Annotated in this window: 13 protein-coding genes and 2 pseudogenes; 7 read left to right on the top strand and 8 right to left on the bottom strand. The window is 69.7% G+C overall.

Annotation, left to right across the window (positions count from 1 at the left end; genetic code table 11):
• Positions 1 to 1,246: pseudogene (locus tag EAT51_RS19735) on the top strand (transmembrane repetitive protein); the annotation flags it as partial.
• A gap of 607 nt (positions 1,247 to 1,853) precedes the next feature.
• On the opposite strand, the gene EAT51_RS19730 reads toward EAT51_RS19735, so the two are convergent.
• Together EAT51_RS19730 and EAT51_RS19725 are read right to left on the bottom strand one after the other, a co-directional pair.
• A complete protein-coding gene (locus EAT51_RS19730) occupies positions 1,854 to 2,306 on the bottom strand; it encodes a c-type cytochrome (RefSeq protein ID WP_130518693.1) in 453 nt (150 codons plus the stop codon).
• A gap of 7 nt (positions 2,307 to 2,313) precedes the next feature.
• Positions 2,314 to 2,700 (bottom strand): c-type cytochrome, encoded by a 387-nt coding sequence (locus tag EAT51_RS19725; protein WP_130522441.1) that lies wholly within the window; start codon positions 2,698 to 2,700, stop codon positions 2,314 to 2,316.
• A gap of 272 nt (positions 2,701 to 2,972) precedes the next feature.
• On the opposite strand from EAT51_RS19725, the gene EAT51_RS19720 reads away from it, so the two are divergent.
• From EAT51_RS19720 to EAT51_RS19705, 4 genes and pseudogenes are all read left to right on the top strand, one after another.
• On the top strand, positions 2,973 to 4,124 hold the full coding sequence (locus tag EAT51_RS19720; protein WP_130522442.1) for an efflux RND transporter periplasmic adaptor subunit: 1,152 nt from the start codon (positions 2,973 to 2,975) through the stop codon (positions 4,122 to 4,124).
• Positions 4,125 to 4,134: 10 nt separating this feature from the next.
• Positions 4,135 to 7,539: pseudogene (locus EAT51_RS19715) on the top strand (efflux RND transporter permease subunit); the annotation flags it as partial.
• Between the two features lie 179 nt (positions 7,540 to 7,718).
• On the top strand, positions 7,719 to 8,588 hold the full coding sequence (locus EAT51_RS19710) for an aspartyl protease family protein (RefSeq protein ID WP_205953557.1): 870 nt from the start codon (positions 7,719 to 7,721) through the stop codon (positions 8,586 to 8,588).
• Between the two features lie 82 nt (positions 8,589 to 8,670).
• Positions 8,671 to 11,751, top strand: coding sequence for an efflux RND transporter permease subunit (locus EAT51_RS19705; protein WP_130518687.1), 3,081 nt, complete (start codon positions 8,671 to 8,673; stop codon positions 11,749 to 11,751).
• Positions 11,752 to 11,788: 37 nt separating this feature from the next.
• Here the strand turns inward: EAT51_RS19705 and EAT51_RS19700 are convergent, their stop codons facing one another.
• The 6 genes from EAT51_RS19700 to ykgO form a co-directional block, all read right to left on the bottom strand.
• On the bottom strand, positions 11,789 to 13,021 hold the full coding sequence (locus tag EAT51_RS19700; RefSeq protein WP_130518685.1) for a TraB/GumN family protein: 1,233 nt from the start codon (positions 13,019 to 13,021) through the stop codon (positions 11,789 to 11,791).
• A gap of 3 nt (positions 13,022 to 13,024) precedes the next feature.
• The gene (locus EAT51_RS19695) at positions 13,025 to 13,564 is read right to left on the bottom strand and encodes a GNAT family N-acetyltransferase (RefSeq protein ID WP_130518683.1); all 540 of its coding nucleotides are present in this window, start codon (positions 13,562 to 13,564) and stop codon (positions 13,025 to 13,027) included.
• A gap of 22 nt (positions 13,565 to 13,586) precedes the next feature.
• A complete protein-coding gene (locus EAT51_RS19690; RefSeq protein ID WP_130518681.1) occupies positions 13,587 to 14,471 on the bottom strand; it encodes a carbon-nitrogen hydrolase in 885 nt (294 codons plus the stop codon).
• 109 nt (positions 14,472 to 14,580) lie between these two features.
• The gene (locus tag EAT51_RS19685; RefSeq protein ID WP_130518678.1) at positions 14,581 to 15,612 is read right to left on the bottom strand and encodes an agmatine deiminase family protein; all 1,032 of its coding nucleotides are present in this window, start codon (positions 15,610 to 15,612) and stop codon (positions 14,581 to 14,583) included.
• Positions 15,613 to 15,734: 122 nt separating this feature from the next.
• On the bottom strand, positions 15,735 to 16,061 hold the full coding sequence (locus tag EAT51_RS19680) for a hypothetical protein (protein ID WP_130518676.1): 327 nt from the start codon (positions 16,059 to 16,061) through the stop codon (positions 15,735 to 15,737).
• Positions 16,062 to 16,162: 101 nt separating this feature from the next.
• Positions 16,163 to 16,288, bottom strand: a complete 126-nt coding sequence (gene ykgO, locus EAT51_RS19675; protein ID WP_010342887.1) for a type B 50S ribosomal protein L36 — start codon at positions 16,286 to 16,288, stop codon at positions 16,163 to 16,165.
• A 177-nt stretch (positions 16,289 to 16,465) separates the two neighbouring features.
• Here ykgO and cmk point away from each other — a divergent pair, with 177 nt between their 5' ends.
• Both cmk and rpsA read left to right on the top strand, forming a co-directional pair.
• Positions 16,466 to 17,146: a (d)CMP kinase gene (gene cmk / locus EAT51_RS19670; RefSeq protein ID WP_130518817.1), complete on the top strand. Its 681-nt coding sequence runs from the start codon at positions 16,466 to 16,468 to the stop codon at positions 17,144 to 17,146.
• A 162-nt stretch (positions 17,147 to 17,308) separates the two neighbouring features.
• Positions 17,309 to 19,000 (top strand): 30S ribosomal protein S1, encoded by a 1,692-nt coding sequence (gene rpsA, locus EAT51_RS19665; protein WP_130518674.1) that lies wholly within the window; start codon positions 17,309 to 17,311, stop codon positions 18,998 to 19,000.
• Positions 19,001 to 19,063: the final 63 nt, after the last annotated feature.

Below are 19,063 nucleotides of genomic sequence, written 5' to 3'. Positions count from 1 at the left end.
GAGCCGGCCCGCGCCTGCGGCGGCCACGCCCGAGGCCGCGGCGCCGGCCCCCGCGCAGCCCGCGTCGGCGCAGGCGGCCGAGCAGCCGGCCACCCCGCCGCAGCCCGAAACCCCAGCGCCGCCGACGCCGCCGGTCGAACAGCCGCTGCAGGTGACCGAGACCGCGCAGCCGACCCAGACCTTCATCCTGCCGCCGACGACGCCGCCACAGGTGCAGTTGCCCGCGCCCCAGGTGCAGTGGCAGCCGCCGGCCGCGCGCGTGCGCGAGGTGGAGACGGTGCAGACCCAGCAGCCCGTGGCCGTGCAACAGGTCGCCCCGCGCGCGGTCGACCTGCCGGCGCCGGCCGCGCCGCCCACACAGGTGCGCCAGCGCGAGATCCCCAATCCCGAGCCGGTGCCCCAGGTGCAGGCGCCGGCGCTGCAGGCCCTGCGCAGTCCCGAGCCGGCGCCGGTGCAACTGCCGGCCTCGACTCCGGCCCAGGCCCGCGTGCGCGAGATCCCGATGCCGGCGGCCCCCGCACCGGCCGCGCCGGCCCAGTCCGTTGCGGAGGCCGCATCCAGCGCGGCCAACGCCGGCAGCCCGCAGGCCCAGCAGGGCCAGGCCGAGCGCGCCAGCCAAGCGGCGGCCGAGACCGGCCAGCAAGCCTCCAACACGGCCACCAACAGCGGCGCGCCGCCGTCGCCGGTGCAGGGCGGCCAGACCGCCGGCAGTCAGGCCAGCAGCCCAGGCGCGGGTGCACGTGCCGCGGACGAGTGGGGCACGCCGGGCCAGACGCGCGCCGACGACTGGGGCGCCTCGCGCAACGCGCAGGCCGGTAATCAGGGCAGCGCGGGGCAGGGCCTGCAGGGGCTATTCAACGCAGACGGCAGCGTCAAGTTGCCGGATGCGTCAGGCAGCGGGCGCTCGGACCGCCCCGGCGCGCCGGGCTCGCGCCAGCAGGCCAAGATCGATGCGAACAACGCCGGCACCTGGCTGGACCGTCCGGCGTTCGGCTATGAGCCGACGATGTTCGACAAGTACTGGATGCCCGGCGGCACCCTGCTGCAGGACTGGGTCCGCGCCGGCATCCAGGACCTGGAGATCCCGATCCCCGGCACGTCCAAGCGCATCAAGTGCGTGGTGTCGATCCTGCAGGCCGGCGGCGCCTGCGGCGTCTACGACCCCAACCTCAACGACCACCCCGCCACGGCGCGGCCGCCGCCGGACATCCCGGTCAAGCGCAATCCGATTCCGGTGGGGAGTTGAGGGGCGGGGAGCCTAAAGGCGGTCGCTCTCGCGAAATATCTCGTCGCTCGAAGCCGCTGGTTCCCGTGTTCTCGGGGGCAGAGATGGTGCCTGACGGCTGAGCGTTGATTGGGAAGCCCCGACCTCTCCCCTGCGCTTCGCGCAAGGGAGGGGCACCAGGTCGCCAGCTCTCGCACCATTTGTCACGGAGCGTGAGTCCACTGCTGAGCGCTCGGCTTATGGAACTCAAAAGCCAAACGCTTCGCCCGCCGAAGTCCTGGGTCGTGCGCTTCGCGCTTGGAACCACAGCACCAAGCGCTTTGGCCCCCTCCCTTTCGCCGAAGGCGAAGGGGAGGGCTGGGGAGAGGTGCTGTTACTTCTCCCTTTTCGCTTCCTATGAAGCGGACCGGCGCAAAGCCTTTATCCCGCGAGGCGAGCCACAGGTGGTTGGCGCTTCGGCGCGAAAGCCACTGGTTCCCGCCTTCGCGGGAACGACGGTAGAAGGTTGGTCGGCTGCGTTTAGGCCAGAGGCCAGGCGATTTGAAAGCGGCTTGCGCCCGTCGTGACGCGGGCTGACGGCAACCGTTCGGCGAGAAGCGGCTTAACCGGCTGGGCCGCCCTCGGAGCCTCAATCCAACCCGTGCAAGTCCCGCAGCTCACCCTTGCGCGAGGAGAAGTAGGCGGCCAGGTTGGCGATGTCCTGGTCGCTCAGGTCCTTGGCCTGTGGCGTCATCAGCGCGTGCTGGCGATCGCCGGCGCGATAGGCCTGCAGGGCGTGGGCCAGGTAGTCGGCGTACTGGCCGGCCAGATGCGGGTAGGTGGCCGCGATCGGCTTGTCGCCTTCGGCGCCATGGCAGTCGATGCAGCTCTGGCCGGTGGCCTTGCCCTTTTCCTGCGACTTCTTCTCGCCGGCGGCGATGTTGCCCGGCGGCAGGCCGGCCGAGGAGGCGCTGCCGTGCTCGCCGCTGGCATGGCCAGGATCGGCCGCGGCGGTGTCGGTGGACTCGAGCTTGGTGCAGGCGCCCAGCGCCAGGGCGGCGGCCAGGGCGAAGGTCAGACGCGTAGCGAAGGCGGTGCGCATGGTCGGCTTACTTCAGGCTGGACAGGTAGGCGGCCAGGTCGGCGATGTCCTGGTCGGAGAAGCTCTGGGCCTGGGCCTGCATCGTCGGATGCTTGCGCTTGCCCGCCTTGTACTCGGTCAGGGCCTGGGCCAGGTACTCGGCCGACTGCCCGCCGATGCGCGGCACGTGGTAGTTGGGGTAGGCGTTCTTGTAGCCGATGACGCCGTGGCAGCCCTGGCAGGTATAGGACAGCTGCTTGCCGGCGGCGGCGTTGCCGCGCGGGGTGGCGGCGGGTGCGGGAGTCGGGGCAGCGGCCGGAGCCGGGGCCGGGGCGTCCTGGCGGGCCTGGCCCGTGCCGGACACGCCGGCGTACAGCAGGGCAAAACAGGCGGCGAGCAACAACGATCGCGTCATGTCGTGTTCCGGGATTCGCGCGCGCCCCGTCCCATCCGCGGCGCTTGGCTTGTGGCGAGTATAGCCTGCCGTTCAGCGTCTCCGGCAAGCGCGCGACAGCGGAAAAAATGCCGCAGCGCAACAACTTACGCGCGATTCGCGCGGCGCCGTGCTGCCGGCGCGCGTGCGGTGGGATGGGCAATCAAGGACACAGGTCACCATGACCTTCGGCGCATGGCGAGTTGTTGTTTTGGTGGTGTAGTTGCCTACAACACCAACAGCGACGCATCGCCATGTCCAAGTCCGCCCATGCCCGTCCCGCCACCGTCCTGGGGGCCGCCGCCCTCGCGCTGGCGCTGATCACCGCCTTGCCCGGCTGCGGCAGCGCGCAGGGTGCCGATCCCAAGGCCGCCGACGCCAAGGCCGACAAGAGCAAGGACAAGGACAAGGAAAAAGAAAAAGCGGCCGACGCCGTGCCGGTGGAAGCGGTCAAGGCCACCCATCGCGCCGTGGCCGCCAGCTACGCCGGCACCACCACGCTGGAGCCGCGCGCCGAGTCGCAGGTCATCGCCAAGACCTCCGGCGTGGCCCTGGCGGTGCTGGTGGAGGAGGGTCAGGAGGTCCGGGCGGGCCAGCCGCTGGTGCGTCTGGACGCCGACCGCGCGCGGCTGTCGGTGGCGCAGACCGAGGCGCAGATGCGCAAGCTGGAGAACAACTACCAGCGCGCCCTGAAGCTGGTCGACCAGCAGATGATCAGCGCCAACGACGTCGACCAGCTGCGCTACGACCTGGAGAACATGCGCGCGCAGAACCGCCTGGCGCGGCTGGAGCTGTCCTACACCACGGTGGTGGCGCCGATCTCCGGCGTGGTCGCCTCGCGCTCGATCAAGCCGGGCAACTTCGTGCAGATCAACACGCCGATCATCCGCCTGGTGGATCGCTCGCGGCTGGAGGCCACGCTCAACGTGCCCGAGCGCGAACTGGCCACGCTGCGCGCCGGCCAGCCGGTGACCCTGCAGGCCGATGCGCTGCCGGGCAAGGCGTTCACCGGCAAGGTCGATCGTGTCGCACCGGTGGTGGACGCCGGCAGCGGCACCTTCCGCGTGGTGTGCGCGTTTGAGGGTGGCACCCAGCTGCAGGCGGGCATGTTCGGCCGGCTGCGGATCGAGTACGACCACCGCGCCGACGCGCTGGTGATCCCGCGCGCGGCGCTGCTGGACGATGGCGATCCGGCGGTCTACCTGGTGCGCGCCGGCAAGGCGGTGCGCACCGCGGTCGAGCCGGGCTATGTCGATGGCGCCTGGGTCGAGATCCGCAAGGGGCTCAAGGTGGGCGATGCGGTGGTGACCGCCGGCAAGGTCGCCCTGCGCGACGGCAGCGCGGTGACGGTGATCGAGGCGCCGCCGGCGCCGGCGACGCAGGTCGCGCTGGCCGGCAAGCGCTGAGGACGTCGCGATGCACACGGGGAATGGGGAGCACGCGCACGACGAGACCGGCGCCGGCGGCGGTCTGGTCGCCCTGGCGGTGCGGCGCCGGGTGACGGTGGCGATGGTGACGGTGACGCTGCTGCTGTTCGGCGTCATCGCGCTGCGCAGCCTGAAGGTCAACCTGCTGCCGGACCTGAGCTATCCGACCCTGACGGTGCGCACCGAATACACCGGCGCGGCGCCGGCCGAGATCGAGACGCTGCTGTCCGAGCCGGTCGAGGAATCGGTGGGCGTGGTCAAGAACCTGCGCCGGCTGACCTCGGTCTCGCGCACCGGGCAGAGCGATGTGGTGCTGCAGTTCGCCTGGGGCACCAACATGGACCAGGCCGGGCTGGAGGTGCGCGACAAGCTGGAGGCGCTGCAGCTGCCGCTGGAGGCCAGCGCGCCGGTGCTGCTGCGCTTCGATCCGTCCACCGAGCCGATCATGCGTCTGGCGCTGTCGGCCAAGGTGCCGGCCGATGACGCGCTGGCCGCGCAGCGGCAGCTGGTGGCGCTGCGTCGCTTCGCCGACGAGGACCTGAAGAAGAAGCTGGAGCCGGTCAGCGGCGTGGCCGCGGTCAAGGTCGGCGGCGGCCTGGAGGACGAGGTGCAGGTCGATATCGACCAGCAGAAGCTCGCCCAGCTGCACATGCCGCTGTCCACCGTGATCGAGCGGCTCAAGGCCGAGAACGTCAACCTGTCCGGCGGTCGCCTGGAGCAGGGCACGCAGCGCTATCTGGTGCGCACGGTCAACCAGTTCGGCAACGTGGAGGACATCGGCGACCTGCTGCTGACCACGCGCAGCGGCGGCGACAACGCCGCGGCCAACGCGGCCGCGCAGATGGCCGCCATCGCCGCCTCCAGCGGCTCGGCCGAAGTGCTCGCCGCCGCCGCCTCGGTGCAGAGCGCGTCTTCCTCCAGCAGCACCGCCGTCGCTGGCGGCATGCCGGTGCGGCTGCGCGATGTGGCGACCGTGCGCCAGGGCTACAAGGAACGCGAGGCGGTGATCCGCCTGGCCGGGCGCGAGGCGGTGGAGCTGGCCATCTACAAGGAGGGCGACGCCAACACCGTGGCCACCGCCAAGGCGCTGTCGCAGCGGCTGGAGCGCCTGCGCGCGCAGCTGCCGGCCGATGTCTCGCTGGACACGCTGGACGACCAGTCGCGCTTCATCGAACACGCCATCGGCGAGGTCAAGCGCGACGCGGTGATCGGCGGCCTGCTGGCGATCCTGGTGATCTTCCTGTTCCTGCGCGATGGCTGGAGCACCTTCGTGATCGGCCTGTCGCTGCCGGTGTCGATCGTGGCCACGTTCTTCTTCATGGACCGGCTGGGGCTGAGCCTCAACGTGATGTCGTTGGGCGGCCTGGCGCTGGCCACCGGCCTGGTGGTGGACGATTCGATCGTGGTGCTGGAGAGCATCGCCAAGGCGCGCGAGCGGGGCTTGGGGATCGTGCAGGCGGCGATCGCCGGCACGCGCGAGGTGAGCATGGCGGTGGTCGCCTCGACGCTGACCACGATCGCGGTGTTCCTGCCGCTGGTGTTCGTCGACGGCATCGCCGGCCAGCTGTTCCGCGACCAGGCGCTGACCGTGGCGATCGCGATCGCGATCTCGCTGGTGGTGGCGATGACGCTGATCCCGATGCTGAGCTCGCTGCGCGGGCGTGCGCCGCTGGGCTTCGCCACCGAGGCGCCGCATCCGCGCTGGCAGCCGGAGCCGCGCTGGCAGAAGCCGTTCGCGCTGGGCGGCCGCGGCATCGGCGCGGCGGTGCGCGGCGCGGTGTTCGGGCTGGCTTGGTTGCTGGTCAGGCTGGGGCGGGGCGCGGTGTTCCTGATCGCACCGCTGATGCGCCGGCTGAGCACGGTGGCGATGAAGCCCTACGGCTGGCTGGAGCGCGGCTACCTGCGCCTGCTGCCGGCCGCGCTGGCCCGCCCGTGGCGCGTGCTGGGCCTGGCCGCGCTGGCGCTGGCCGGCACCGCGGCGCTGGTGCCGACCCTGGGCACCGACCTGATCCCGCAGCTGGCGCAGGACCGCTTCGAGATGACGGTCAAGCTGCCCCCAGGCACGCCGCTGCGCGACACCGACGCGGTGCTGCGCTCGCTGCAGGAACAGCATGTCAAGGACGCCGGCGTGGCGGCCATCTTCGGCGTCAGCGGCAGCGGCACGCGGCTGGATGCCAACCCGACCGAGAGCGGCGAGAACATCGGCAAGTTGACCGTGGTCATGGCCGATGGTGGCAGTCCGCAGATCGAGGCGCGCGAGACCGAGGCGCTGCGCGCCTCGATGCAGGCCTGGCCGGGCGCGCAGGTCGATTTCGCACGGCCGGCGTTGTTCAGCCTGTCCACGCCGCTGGAAGTGGAGCTGCGCGGCCAGGACCTGGCCACGCTGGAGGTCGCCGGTCAGCGCCTGGCCCAGCTGCTGCGCGGCAATGCGCACTACACCGATGTGCGCTCGACGGTGGAGCAGGGCTTCCCCGAGATCCAGATCCGCTTCGACCAGGAGCGCGCCGGCGCGCTGGGCCTGACCACGCGCCAGGTCGCCGATGCGGTGGTGCAGAAGGTGCGCGGCGAGGTGGCCACGCGCTACAGCTTCCGCGATCGCAAGATCGACGTGCTGGTACGCGCGCAGGCTTCGGACCGCGCCTCGGTCGAGGACGTGCGCCGGCTGATCGTCAATCCCTCCAGCAGCCGGCCGGTCACCCTGGACGCGGTGGCCGACGTCATCGCCACCACCGGACCCAGCGAGATCCATCGCGCCGATCAGGGCCGCGTAGCGATCGTCTCGGCCGGCTTGAAGGACATCGACCTTGGCGGTGCGGTGCGCGAGGTGCAGGCGCTGGCCGCCGCGCATCCGCTGGGCGCCGGCGTGTCGATGCATATCGGTGGGCAGGGCGAGGAGCTGGGCGATTCGGTGCGCTCGCTGCTGTTCGCCTTCGGGCTGGCGGTGTTCCTGGTGTATCTGGTGATGGCCTCGCAGTTCGAGTCGCTGCTGCATCCCTTCGTCATCCTGTTCACCATCCCGCTGGCGCTGGTCGGCGCGGTGCTGGCGCTGAAGCTGAGCGGCTCGCCGGTGTCGGTGGTGGTGTTCATCGGCCTGATCCTGCTGGTCGGCCTGGTGACCAAGAACGCCATCATCCTGATCGATTCGGTCAACCAGCTGCGTGCGGCCGGCATGGCCAAGCGGCGGGCGCTGGTGGAAGGCGCGCGCTCGCGCCTGCGGCCGATCGTGATGACCACCCTGTGCACGCTGCTGGGCTTCCTGCCGCTGGCGCTGGCGTCCGGCGAAGGCGCCGAGGTGCGCGCGCCGATGGCCATCACCGTGATCGGCGGCCTGCTGGTGTCCACGCTGCTGACCCTGCTGGTGATCCCGGTCGTCTACGACCTGCTGGACCGGCGCGGCGCGGTGCGCACGGTGGACGAGCCGGGCGCGGAAGCGGCGGTCGTGGCGTCCTGAGCTCGCCTCGCCATCGCCGATCCCTGCCGCGCCCGATCCCCCATCCCCATCCTTGGAGTCACAGCATGTTCAGAGCTTCTCGAACGCCTCGCCACTGGCCTAGTCTCAGCACGCTTCCGCTGTTGGCCGGGCTGATGATGCTCAGCGGCGCGGGGTGGGCACAGCTGCCTGCGGGCGAGGGCGATCCCTGTCCTTCGCTGGCCTCTGCCGCCCGCGACCAGCTGCTGGTCCATGTGCCCTTCGAAACGGTGGACGGGCGCATCTATGTCCGCGCCAAGGTCAACGGCCGCTCGGGCTATCGTTTCGCCGTCGACACCGGCGCCAGCGGCCTGGCTCGGGCCGATGCGCGCCTGACGGAAAGCCTGCATCTGCCCGCTGCGGGCCAGTCCGGAAATTCGGACGGCGTGCAGACCGCGGTGGCGCAGACGGTCCGTATCGACAAGCTCGAGCTGGACGGCCTGCGCCGCGCAGGCATCGAGGCGATCACGCGCGACTATCGCGCTAAACTGAAGGACGAAGCCGCCTTCGACGGCATCCTCGCGCGCGAGTTCTTCGCCAACGGCCTGCTGATCATCGACTACCCGGCGCGGATGCTGTCCTTCAGCCGCAGCTTGTCGCTGCCCGGCGATCGGGCGGACGTGCTGTCTTACACCCGGCCGTTCCGCGTCCCCGTGCGGATCGGCGAGCGCCAGCTGGAGGGCAATCTGGATACCGGCGCCAACGTGGCGCTGGTGCTGCCCAAGGCGCTCTACGATCAGATCGAGGCCGGTCCGCTGGCCGAGGCCGGTTCGGGCCAGCTGAGCCACACCGCGATCGAACTCGGCAAGGCGACCGTGCACGGGCCGGTCCAGGTCGGTGGGCTGGTCCTGCGCGATCTCGACGCCCGGGTGTCCGATCGCTACCCGGAGCTGCTGGTCGGCGCACTGGCCCTGAAGGACAGCGTGCTGATGATCGACCAGCGCGCGATGCGCGTGGCGGTGTGCACGCCATGATGCCGCGCGCTCGCCTGTCTCCAGTCCTGCCTGGACGCCCCGGTCCCGCGCGGGGACCCCACGCCTGTGGCCGAGGTGAAGGATGAGCATCGCTGCGCTGAGCATCCGCCGGCCGGTGACCACGGTGATGTGCTTCGTCTCGCTGCTGGTGATCGGCGCGATCGCGGCGGTGCGGCTGCCGCTGGAGGCCTTCCCGGACATCTCCGCGCCGTTCCTGTTCGTGCAGCTTCCGTATCCGGGCTCCACGCCGGAGGAGGTCGAACGCAACATCCTGCGCCCGGCCGAGGAGGCGCTGGCGATCATGCCAGGCATCAAGCGTCTGCGCGGCACCGCCACCGCCGATGCGGCCAGCATCTTCATCGAGTTCAGCGACTGGGACCGCGACATCGCCATCGCCGCCTCCGACGCGCGCGTGCGCCTGGACGCGATCCGCGGCGACCTGCCGGACGATCTGAAGCGCTACTCGGTGTTCAAGTGGTCCAGCAGCGACCAGCCGATCCTGCGCGTGCGCCTGGCCGGCGATCGCGACATGACCGCCTCGTACGACATGATCGAGCGCGAGTTCAAGCGCCGGCTGGAGCGCATCCCCGGCGTGGCGCGCGTGGAGATCTCCGGCGCGGCGCCCAACGAGGTGGAGGTGGCGATCGCGCCGGATCGCCTGAGCGCACACGGCCTCAATCTCAACGACCTGACCACGCGCCTGCAGGCGGCCAACTTCTCGATCTCCGCCGGCCAGATCGACGACCACGGCCAGCGCCTGCGCGTGCAGCCGATGGGCGAGGTCGCCGACCTGCAGCAGCTGCGCGAGCTGGTGATCGCTGACAGCGGCCTGCGCCTGGGCGACATCGCCAGCGTGCAGCTCAAGCCCTCGCGCATGGACTACGGCCGCCGCCTGGACGGCAAGCCGGCCGTGGGCATGGACATCTACAAGGAGCGCAGCGCCAACCTGGTGCAGGTCTCGCGCGACGCGCTGGCCGAGGTGGACGCGATCCGCGCCCAGCCCGAGCTGTCCGACGTGCAGATCAAGGTGATGGAGAACCAGGGCGAGAACGTCACCTCCTCGCTGCTGGAACTGGCCGAGGCCGGCGCGATCGGCCTGCTGCTGTCCATCGCTGTGCTGTTCTTCTTCCTGCGCCACTGGCCGTCCACGCTGATGGTGACCCTGGCCATCCCGATCTGCTTCGTGATGACCCTGGGCTTCATGTACTTCGCCGGGGTCACGCTCAACATCCTGACGATGATGGGCCTGCTGCTGGCGGTCGGCATGCTGGTCGACAACGCCGTGGTGGTGGTGGAGAGCATCTTCCAGGAGCGCGAGAAGATGCCGGGCGAACCGGTCAAGGCCGCGCTGCTCGGGACCAGGCACGTGGCCATCGCCCTGTCGGCCGGCACGCTATGCCACTGCATCGTGTTCGTGCCCAACCTGTTCGGTGAGACCAACCAGATCAGCATCTTCATGGCGCAGATCGCGGTGACCATCTCGGTCTCGCTGCTGGCCTCCTGGCTGGTGGCGATCAGCCTGATCCCGATGCTGTCGGCGCGGATGAAGACCCCGCCGCTGCTGCGCTCCGAGCGCGGCCTGATCCCGTGGCTGCAGCGCCGCTATGCGCGCCTGCTGCGCTGGACGCTGGAGCACCGCGGCTGGAGCGTGCTGGGCATCGTGCTGATCGTGGCCGCCAGCCTGGTGCCGATGAAGCTGACCGAGATGGACATGTTCGGCGGCGGGCAGGCAGGCGAGACCTCGGTGCTGTACCAGTTCCGCGGTTCCTACACGCGCGATCAGATGTCGGCCGAAGTCGCGCGCGCCGAGCAGTACCTGGAAAGCCAGCGCAAGGCCTTGGGCATCACCCAGATCTATTCGTGGTTCAGCGAGAGCGAAGGCGCCTCGAGCTCGGTCAAGTTCGACACCACCGATCCGGACGAGACCAAGCGCCGGGTCGAGCTGCTGCGCAAGGGCATGCCCAAGTCGGCGCGCGCCGAGATCGTGATGGGCAGCGGCAATGGCAACGGCGGCGGCAACAAGAACGGCGTGCAGGTGCAGCTGACCGGCGATTCGACCGCCGTGCTGCAGGAGATCGCCCGCGATGTGCTGCCGGCGCTGGCCAGCCGCCCCGAGTTGCGCGATGTGCGCATCGACGCGGGCGACCAGAGCAGCGAGCTGAAGGTGCACGTGGATCGCGAACGCGCCGCCGCGTTCGGCTTCTCGGCCCAGGACGTGGCGAGCTTCGTCAACATCGCCCTGCGCGGCGGCAAGCTGCGCGAGCTGCGCCGCGGCGATACCGAGGTGCCGGTGACCCTGCGCTTCGCCGGCGCCGAGCAGTCGACCATCGCCGACCTGGAGGGCTTCATGGTGCGCGCCAAGGACGGGCGCAGCGTGCCGCTGATGTCGATGGTCAGCATCGACATGGCGCCGTCGGCCTCTCAGATCTCGCGCAGCAACCGCCAGACCACGCTGGCCATCACCGCCAACCTGGCCGGGCAGGTCACCGCGCCCAAGGGCCGCGAGGCGATGGAGGCGGTGCTCAAGTCGATGGCCTTCCCGGCCGGCTACCACTACACCTTCGACGGCGGCGATTACCAGGACGACGGCGAGGCCATGCAGCAGATGCTGTTCAACATGGTCATCGCGCTGCTGATGATCTATCTGGTGATGGCAGCGGTGTTCGAGTCGCTGCTGTTCCCGGCGGCGATCATGTCCGGCGTGGTGTTCTCGATCTTCGGCGTGTTCTGGCTGTTCTGGCTCACCGGCACCGCCTTCGGCGTGATGTCCTTCATCGGCATCCTTGTGCTGATGGGCGTGGTGGTGAACAACGGCATCGTGATGATCGAGCACATCAACACGCTGCGCCGCGGCGGCCTGAGCCGCACCGACGCGCTGGTGGAAGGCAGCCGCGAGCGCCTGCGCCCGATCATGATGACCATGGGCACGGCGATCCTGGCGATGGTGCCCATCGCCATGGGCGGCACGCAGATGGGCGGCGACGGCCCGCCGTACTTCCCGATGGCCCGCGCCATCGCCGGCGGCCTGGCGTTCTCGACCGTGGTCAGCCTGCTGTTCCTGCCGACGATCTACGCGATCCTGGACGACCTGCGCGCCGGCATGGGCCGGCTGGTGCGCCGCGCCCGCGGCGTGCCGCAGGAGGCGGCGGTCGGCACGGCCTGAGCGCCGTGCCGGTCGGCGTCCGTCGCCGGGCGGCGCCTCAGCCCAGCAGCTTGCGCGCCACCAGCACGCCGGTGATCCAGAAGCCGGCCATGCTGCCCAGGTTGGTCAGCATGAAGGTCAGCACCACGCGGCAGACGCGGTTGCGGTACCAGCCCTTGAGCGTCTGCGCATCGTCGCGCAGCGCCAGGAAGTCGCCGTAGGCCGGCTTGCGCAGGTGCACCTCGACCAGTGCGCTGAAGGCGCCGGCCGGCAGGCCGGGGCGGAACGGCTTGAGCGGCGCGGCGACGATCGCCGCCAGGATGCTCAGCGGATGGCCGGCCGCGGCCAGGCAGCCCAGTCCGGCCAGGCCGCCGGTCAGCAGCAGCCACTGCACCAGCAGCGTGCTGCCGACCTTCAGCCCGCCGCTGTAGAAGCCCCAGACGATGCCGCCCAGCACCAGCATGCTCAGCAGCATCATGATCCAGGGCAGCTTGCGCTTGGGCTGGACGAATTCCAGTTCGCTGCGCACCACGGCCGGGTCGGCCTGGTCCTCGGCCAGATGCCTGGCCAGGCCCTGCAGATGGCCGGCGCCGACCACGGCCAGCACTTCGCGCGCGCCGCCGGCCTGTTCGCGCAGGCTGGCGGCCATGTAGCGGTCGCGCTCGGCGATCACCGCCTCGTACAGGGCCGGACTCTCCTTGGCGAACTCGCCGAAGCTGGCCTCGAGCATGTCGCCCTGCTTGAGCTGTTCGATCTCCGCTTCGCCCACCTCGTCGGAGGCGAACAGGCCGCCGAGCAGGCCGGCGCCCAGCTTGAGCTTGCCGAACAGGCCCAGCTTGGCCGAGGCGCGCTTGAAGGTCAGGCCGACCTCGCGATCGATCAGGTGCACGGCCAGCCCGCGCGCGCGCGCCACGTCCACCGCGCGCTTGAGCTCGGCGCCGGGCTCGATGCCCAGCTGCTCGGCCAGGCGCCGCTGGTAGGCGGCCAGCGCCAGGTTGGCGGCGAACAGCGCCACGCGGCCCTTGCGGATCACCTGCACCAGATCCAGCTTGGCCAGCGCGTCCGGATCGCTCAGTGCCTGCAGGCGCTGGGCGTCCAGTTCGACCGCCACCGCGTCGTAGGCGCCGCTGTCGATGGCCTGCTGCACGGCCTCCACGCTGGCCTTGGACACGTGCGCGGTGCCCAGCAGCGTGTAGCGCACGCCATCGCGTTGCACCACGCGCTGCGGCTGTTCGGCCGCCTCCTCGTGCGCAGGCGTGGCGGGCAGGGCGGTGGAATCGGAATCGGTCATGGATTACTCGTCGAAAGGAGCGCCAGCAGCGCCTTCACCCAGCGCGCGCTGCATCTGAAGCAGGTCGAGCCAGCGGCCGTGCTTGCGGCCGATGCCCTGGAAGACGCCCACGGTGCGGAAGCCGGCGCGCTCGTGCAAGCGCACCGAGGCGGCGTTGGCCGAGTCGCCGATCACCGCGATCATCTGGCGGAAGCCGCGCGCGGTGCAGGCCTCGATCAGCGCCTGCAGCAACGCGCTGCCGATGCGCCGGCCGTGGAAGGCCGTGTCCACGTAGACCGTGTTCTCCACGGTGAAGCGGTAGGCGCTGCGGGCGCGGTAGCTGCCGGCGTAGGCGTAGCCGGCGACGCGACCGTCGCACTCGGCCACCAGATACGGATAGCCCTGATCCAGCAGCGCCTGCATGCGGCGCCGCATCTCGTCGACGTCCGGCGGGTCGTATTCGTAGGTGGCCACGCCGCCGGCGACCTGCGCGGCGTAGATCGCCGTGATCGCCGGCATGTCCTCGACGCGCACGGGTCGGATGCGCGGCAGCGCGGCGTTCATGCGGACGGCGCGCGCTGGGCCATCAATCGATGTAACGGCGGGTCAGGTCGCCGTAGGCGTCGATGCGGCGGTCGCGAAGGAACGGCCAGATGCGGCGCACGTGCTCGCTGCGCTGCAGGTCGACCTCGACGCTGAGGATCTCTGCTTCGCCGCCGGCTTCGGCCAGGAACTCGCCCTGCGGCCCCAGCACATGGCTATTGCCCCAGAAATCGATCCCCGAGGCGCCCAGCGGCGAGGCCTCGTGGCCGACGCGGTTGCAGCTGAGCACCGGCAGGCCATTGGCCACGGCGTGGCCACGATGGCTCAGTACCCAGGCGTCGCGCTGGCGGGTCCTCTCGTCCTGCGCATCGTCCGGATCCCAGCCGATGGCGGTGGGGTAGAGCAACAGGTCGGCGCCGGCCAGCGCCATCAGGCGCGCACCTTCCGGGTACCACTGGTCCCAGCACACCAGCACGCCCAGGCGGCCGACCGAGGTATCGATCGGCTTGAAACCCAGATCGCCCGGGGTGAAGTAGAACTTCTCGTAGAAGCCCGGGTCGTCCGGGATATGCATCTTGCGGTACTTGCCCGCCGTGCTGCCGTCGGCGTCGAACACCACCGCGGTGTTGTGGTACAGCCCGGCGGCGCGCCGTTCGAACAGCGAGCTCACCAGCACCACCTTGTGCTGTTTGGCCAGCTCGGCCAGGCGCGCGGTGCTCGGGCCCGGGATCGGCTCGGCCAGGTCGAACTCGTGCACCGACTCGTGCTGGCAGAAATAGGCGCCGTTATGCAGCTCCTGAAGCAGCACCAGTTTGGCGCCGCGCTTGGCGGCCTCGGCCACGCGCTGCTCGATCACGGTCAGATTGGCCTCGGCGTCGCCGTGGTTCTTTTCCTGGATCAGGGCAACGGGCAGGGTGCGACGGGTCATGGCGGCAGTGCGACAGCAGGGGGAGAGGAATGGTAACGCGGATGTGTGGGACGCCCTGCGCCCGCGCAAGGCCGCTCACGCGGCCGGGCGCGAGCCGCACGGCGCAGGTTCACGCGGCCAGCAGGCCTTCGGGCAGCTGCATGGTCACGCAGTGCAGGCTGCCGTTCTGCCAGATCAGCGGACGGCAGGGGATCTGCACGATCTCCCGGCCAGGATAGGCCTTGGCCAGCACCTCGGCGGCCGGGCCATCGGCCGGGTCGCCGTAGGCGGGCATCAGCACCGCGTCGTTGAGGATCAGGTAATTGGCGTAGCTGGCGGCCAGGCGACGGCCGTCGTCCAGGATCGGCTGCGCCCACGGCAGCGGATACAGTGTGTAGGGCGCGCCATCGGGCGTGCGCAGCGCGGCCAGCTCATCGCCCATCGCGGTCAACTCGGCGTGGTGCGCATCGCCGGCGTCGTCGCAGGCCTGGTAGACGATGGCATCGCCCGGTGCGAAGCGGGCCAGGGTATCGATGTGGGCATCGGTGTCATCGCCTTCCAGATAGCCATGGTCCAGCCACAGCACACGCTCCTGTTGCAGCGAGGTCTTCAGCGTGTCGGTGATCTGCCCGCGCGTGGCATCGGGATGGCGCTCGTGCAGGCAGCGCCAGGTGGTCAGCAGGGTGCCGGCGCCATCGGTCTCGATGCCGCCGCCCTCCAGCGCGAAGTCCACGCGCTGCACGTAGGCATCGCGGAACACGCCGGCCCCGGCTAGCGCGCCGACCAGCAGGTCGTCCAGCGAGGCCTCGTACTTGCCGCCCCAGCCGGTGAAGCGGAAGTCCATCAGCTTGAAGCCCTCGCCGCTGCGCAGGCTGATCGGGCCGGAATCCCGCAGCCAGGTGTCGTCGTACGGCGCCTCGACGAAGCGCACGCGGTCCATGTCCACGCGCGCCGAGCGCAGGCGCGCCTCGGCGTAGACCTGCAGGTCCGCGTCGGCCACGCAGATCACCACCGGCTCGAAGCGGGTGATGCCCGCCACCAGCGCGATATAGGTCTCCTCAACCGATTCCAGGCGCGCGGCCCAGTCGGTGCCGGCATGCGGCCACGCGATGAGGATCGCGGATTGGGGTTCCCACTCCGCGGGGAAACGGACATTGGTCATCGGGTTTTCCATCAGCTGCGCCGGGATCGCACACCGGCAGGTCTTGCTTGATTATGCGGTGCTCGCGTCGGGGCGATGACCGCAAGCCGGCCCGCGCATCGCAGGCCGCGCGTGAACCGGCTTCAGCGGATCGGCGGCTTGGGGCCGATCTCGCCGGGGCTGGCCTTGTTGGTCACCACGTCGATCACCTTGTTCTTCTCGAAGTACACGGTGAAGTTGGGGTAGACCCAGCGGTTGATCGTCGGCCACTGGCGCTTCTGCCCGCCGCGCGGGTCCAGGCGCTGCTGCGGCGCGCCGAACCTGGCTTCCACCTGGCTGGTGGTCAGCCCGCGCACGGGCAGGTTGGAGGCCGGATCGCGCGCCCGGTCGACCAGCAGGGTCTCCGCGCCGGACGGGCCGGCCAGCGCAGCCAGGGCAATCAGGGACAGCAGGCGCATGCGAGGCTTCATCACGAGGTTCCCCCAGGTAAGGTCGTCTTTATAGCAGAGCGACCGCAACAAAAAACCGCCCGGCGAAGGGCGGTTTCCGGTGCACCGTACAGCGCTGGAACTCAGCGCTGGCGGGCCTTGAAGCGCGGGTTGGACTTGCAGATCACGAAGACCTTGCCACGACGGCGGACCACCTTGCAGTCGCGGTGACGGGCCTTCGCCGACTTCAGGGAGGACAGGACCTTCATGACGTAAAACCTCGGCGTGGAATGGGATGGAACCTACTAAGCCCGCCATTCTAGCCTGGCTTTCCGAGTCGATTCAAGCAGTTGGCCGGAAATTTCTTCGCGTCCGCTGCGGAGGGTGCCGGCGAGGAGGCGCGCGTCGGCGATAATGCGGCGTTTCCCCTGCCGAGCCGCCCCATGATGACAGCCTCCGTCCCCGTTCTCACCATCGATGGTCCGTCCGGGGCGGGCAAGGGCACCGTCAGCCGCCTGGCCGCGACCCGGCTGGGCTGGCACTACCTGGATTCGGGCGCGCTGTACCGGGCGGTCGGCGTGGCGGCCAGCTGGGCCGACCTGGACCTGTCCGACGCCGCCGCGCTGGTGCGCTGCACTTTCGACACTCACGTCAGCTTCCGCGACCAGGACGGCGCAGAGATGCGGGTGCTGGTCAACGGCGTGGACGCCACCGACGAACTGCGCCTGGAGACCACCGGCACGGTGGCCTCGGCGATCGCCGCGATCCCCGAGGTGCGCTCGGCGCTGAAGGAGCGCCAGCGGGCGTTCCGCACCGCGCCCGGCCTGGTCGCCGACGGCCGCGACATGGGCACGGTCATCTTCCCGGACGCCCCCTACAAGGTGTTCCTGACCGCCAGCGCCGAGGAGCGGGCCGAGCGTCGCTATAAGCAGTTGAAAGAAAAGGGAGTTTCAGTCACAATCGACGGTCTGCTGCGCGAGATCCTCGCGCGCGACGCCCGCGATGCCCAGCGCACGGTGGCGCCGCTGCGGCCGGCGCAAGACGCCGTCCTCATCGACACCACCGGCCTGGACATCGAGACCGTCGTGACGCGGGTGCTGGCCCTGGTGCCATCGCCCGCCGCCTGAGTCGATCGCGGCAGACATCAACCCCACCTCGTCCATGTCGGCCGGGGTGGTCATCCAACCAACCAACACACGGCAGCCGACCTTGGTGCCGCAACGGGTGGACAGGGGCGAGGCCGCGCAGGCGGTGAGCACCTGTCCGTGTGTCCAACTGAGTAATCAACAATGACCGAATCATTTGCAGAACTGTTCGAGCAGAGCCAGACCCATCTGGCCAAGCTGAAGCCGGGCGCCATCGTCGTCGGCACCGTGGTCGAGGTGCGCAACGACGTGGTGGTGATCAACGCCGGCCTGAAGTCCGAAGGCATCGTGCCGATCGAACAGTTCCGTAACGACGCCGGCGAGATCGACGTGGGTGTGGGCGACCAGGTGAAGGTCGCGCTCGACTCGCTCGAGAACGGCTTTGGCGAAACCGTCCTGTCGCGCGAGAAGGCCAAGCGCGCCATGGTGTGGGACGAGCTGGAAGAAGCCCTGGAGAAGAACGAGACCATCACCGGCCGCATCAGCGGCAAGGTCAAGGGCGGCTTCACCGTCGACATCAAGGACGTGCGCGCGTTCCTGCCCGGTTCGCTGGTCGATGTGCGCCCCGTGCGCGATCCCGGCTACCTGGAAGGCAAGGAGCTGGAGTTCAAGCTCATCAAGCTGGACCGCAAGCGCAACAACGTGGTCGTTTCCCGCCGCGCCGTCGTCGAGTCCGAGCACTCCGAGGAGCGCGAGGCCCTGATGGACAAGCTGCAGGAAGGCGTGGTGCTGAAGGGTGTGGTCAAGAACCTCACCGACTACGGCGCGTTCGTCGACTTGGGCGGCATCGATGGCCTGCTGCACATCACCGACATGGCCTGGAAGCGCGTGCGCCATCCGTCCGAGGTGGTGGAAGTCGGCCAGGAGCTGGAAGTGCGCGTGCTCAAGTACGACCGCGAGCGCAACCGCGTCAGCCTGGGCCTGAAGCAGCTGGGCGAGGATCCGTGGGACAACATCGCCCGCCGCTATCCGTCCAACAGCCGCGTGTTCGGCAAGGTCTCCAACGTCACCGATTACGGCGCGTTCGTCGAGATCGAGCCGGGCGTGGAAGGCCTGGTGCACGTGTCCGAGATGGACTGGACCAACAAGAACGTCAATCCGTCCAAGGTCGTGCAGGTCGGTGACGAGGTCGAGGTCATGGTCCTGGACGTGGACGAAGAGCGTCGCCGCATCTCGCTGGGCATGAAGCAGGTCGCCGCCAATCCGTGGGAGACCTTCGCGGCCATCCACAAGAAGGGCGACAAGGTGTCCGGTCAGATCAAGTCGATCACCGACTTCGGCATCTTCATCGGCCTGGACGGCGGCATCGACGGCCTGATCCACCTGTCGGACATCAGCTGGAACTCGACCGGCGAGGACATCGCCCGCAACTTCAAGAAGGGCGACACGCTGGACGCCGTGGTGCTGGCCGTCGATCCGGAGCGCGAGCGCATCAGCCTGGGCGTCAAGCAGCTGGAGCAGGATCCGTTCGGCCAGTACATGGCCTCGCATCCGAAGGGCTCCAAGGTCGAAGGCACCGTCAAGGAAGTCGATTCCAAGGGCGCCACGATCGAGCTGGCCGACGGGATCGAGGGCTATGTCTCGGCCCGCGACATCAGCCACGAGCGCGTGGACGATGCCAGCCAGCACCTAAAGGTCGGCGACAAGGTCGAGGCCAAGTTCATCGGCATGGACCGCAAGGGCCGCACGATGCAGCTGTCGATCAAGGCCAAGGACGAGGCGGAAACCGCCGAGGCGCTGGCCGAGTACAACAAGACCGCCGCCGAGGCCGCCACCGGTACCACCAGCCTGGGTGCGCTGCTGCGCGCGCAGCTGGACGGCGGCAAGTCCGAGTAATCCCGCAACACGCTTGAAAACCATGCCGGCCCGGTTCGTCCGGGCCGGCCATGGTCATGCCCA

It is taken from the genome of Pseudoxanthomonas winnipegensis (assembly GCF_004283755.1).
Classification (GTDB): domain Bacteria; phylum Pseudomonadota; class Gammaproteobacteria; order Xanthomonadales; family Xanthomonadaceae; genus Pseudoxanthomonas_A; species Pseudoxanthomonas_A winnipegensis.
This window is presented reverse-complemented; position numbering and strand designations above follow the sequence as displayed.

Bases quoted from the DNA above. Each gene is read 5' to 3' on its own strand.
- EAT51_RS19730 (WP_130518693.1), bottom strand. From the start codon at position 2,306: ATGCGCACCGCCTTCGCTACGCGTCTGACCTTCGCCCTGGCCGCCGCC.
- EAT51_RS19725 (WP_130522441.1), bottom strand. From the start codon at position 2,700: ATGACGCGATCGTTGTTGCTCGCCGCCTGTTTTGCCCTGCTGTACGCC.
- EAT51_RS19720 (WP_130522442.1), top strand. From the start codon at position 2,973: ATGTCCAAGTCCGCCCATGCCCGTCCCGCCACCGTCCTGGGGGCCGCC.
- EAT51_RS19705 (WP_130518687.1), top strand. From the start codon at position 8,671: ATGAGCATCGCTGCGCTGAGCATCCGCCGGCCGGTGACCACGGTGATG.
- EAT51_RS19700 (WP_130518685.1), bottom strand. From the start codon at position 13,021: ATGACCGATTCCGATTCCACCGCCCTGCCCGCCACGCCTGCGCACGAG.
- EAT51_RS19695 (WP_130518683.1), bottom strand. From the start codon at position 13,564: ATGAACGCCGCGCTGCCGCGCATCCGACCCGTGCGCGTCGAGGACATG.
- EAT51_RS19690 (WP_130518681.1), bottom strand. From the start codon at position 14,471: ATGACCCGTCGCACCCTGCCCGTTGCCCTGATCCAGGAAAAGAACCAC.
- EAT51_RS19685 (WP_130518678.1), bottom strand. From the start codon at position 15,612: ATGACCAATGTCCGTTTCCCCGCGGAGTGGGAACCCCAATCCGCGATC.
- EAT51_RS19680 (WP_130518676.1), bottom strand. From the start codon at position 16,061: ATGAAGCCTCGCATGCGCCTGCTGTCCCTGATTGCCCTGGCTGCGCTG.
- ykgO (WP_010342887.1), bottom strand. From the start codon at position 16,288: ATGAAGGTCCTGTCCTCCCTGAAGTCGGCGAAGGCCCGTCACCGCGAC.
- cmk (WP_130518817.1), top strand. From the start codon at position 16,466: ATGACAGCCTCCGTCCCCGTTCTCACCATCGATGGTCCGTCCGGGGCG.
- rpsA (WP_130518674.1), top strand. From the start codon at position 17,309: ATGACCGAATCATTTGCAGAACTGTTCGAGCAGAGCCAGACCCATCTG.